General features: G+C 40.8%; 1 protein-coding gene. It reads left to right on the forward strand.

The window, feature by feature from the left end; genetic code table 11:
• Positions 1 to 65 precede the first annotated feature (65 nt).
• Positions 66 to 1,213, forward strand: a protein-coding gene (locus tag PAT01_RS19940) for an IS3 family transposase (protein ID WP_154946062.1) whose coding sequence is annotated in 2 segments (ribosomal slippage) — positions 66 to 303 and positions 303 to 1,213 — 1,149 coding nt in all. Because the reading frame shifts where the segments join, the coding sequence is not laid out codon by codon here.
• Positions 1,214 to 1,232: the final 19 nt, after the last annotated feature.

Raw genomic sequence — 1,232 nt, forward strand, 5'->3', positions numbered from 1 at the left:
TGGACTTCCCATAGTTTGCTAGACACCCAATGAGTTACATTGTAACTTCTAATTAGAGGTGTTTTATGAGCAAAGGCAAACGGTATACCCAAGAATTTAAAATAGAAGCAGTTAAACAAATAACTGAACGTGGTTATTCAGTTGCTGAAGTATCAGAACGATTAGATATTTGTACCAAAACGTTATATCACTGGCGAAGCCAGTTATCAGAGAAACCCAAACAAACCAAATCATCAGATGAACAACTAAGGATAGCCAAACTTGAGGCCGAGCTAAAACGTGTCACGGAGGAACGCGACATTCTAAAAAAGGCCGCAAGGTACTTTGCCAGCAACCCCGAGTAAAGTACGCTTTTATTCGTGAGCATCAAAATGAGTTTTCTATTGTTGTGATGTGTAAACTATTTAAGCTACACCGCAGTGGCTTTTATGCGTGGTTAAAGAAGCCATTGAGTGACAGAGCAATCGAAGATAATCGTTTGCTTAAGCTTATTAGAGAGTTTTACGTTGCCAGTGGTTGCACTTACGGTAGTCCTTGGATACACGCAGATTTACGTGAAGCTGGTGAGCAATGTAGTGTTAATCGCGTAGCTAAGATCATGCGCCAACATAAACTCAAAGCGCAAATAGGGTATAAACGTCGCCATATTAAAGGCGGTAAAACATCGCGCATTGCAGATAACTTGCTAGCTCGTCAGTTTAATCCTCCTGCGCCGAATCAAACTTGGGTAAGTGATATTACTTATGTGAGAACCTATGAAGGCTTCTTGTATGTAGCAACTGTCATGGATTTATTCTCTAGGCGCATCGTAGGCTGGTCGATGGATAAAAACATGGACAAGTACTTAGTAATTAAAGCATTGCTCATGGCAGTTTATCAGCGCCAACCCAAAGCTGACGTAATGGTACATAGTGATCAAGGAAGCCAGTATGGTAGCGCTGATTACTTAGCCTTTATGAAAGAACATAACCTTGTACCCTCAATGAGTCGAGCTGGGAATTGTCACGATAATGCAGTTGCTGAAAGCTTTTTTGCGACGATTAAAAAGCGAATAGTTAAGCGTAAGATATATTCGACAAGGGAAGATGCGAAAGCTGAGATATTCAATTTTATAGAAATGTTCTACAATCCCAAAAAACGCCATTCACACACAGGCGGTGTTTCACCTGCTAAGTTTGAGGAAGCGTATTTTTCTGAGTTAGAAACTGTCTAGTGAAAGCTGGGAAGTCCAC

This window comes from Pseudoalteromonas atlantica, assembly GCA_007988745.1.
GTDB lineage: Bacteria > Pseudomonadota > Gammaproteobacteria > Enterobacterales > Alteromonadaceae > Pseudoalteromonas > Pseudoalteromonas atlantica.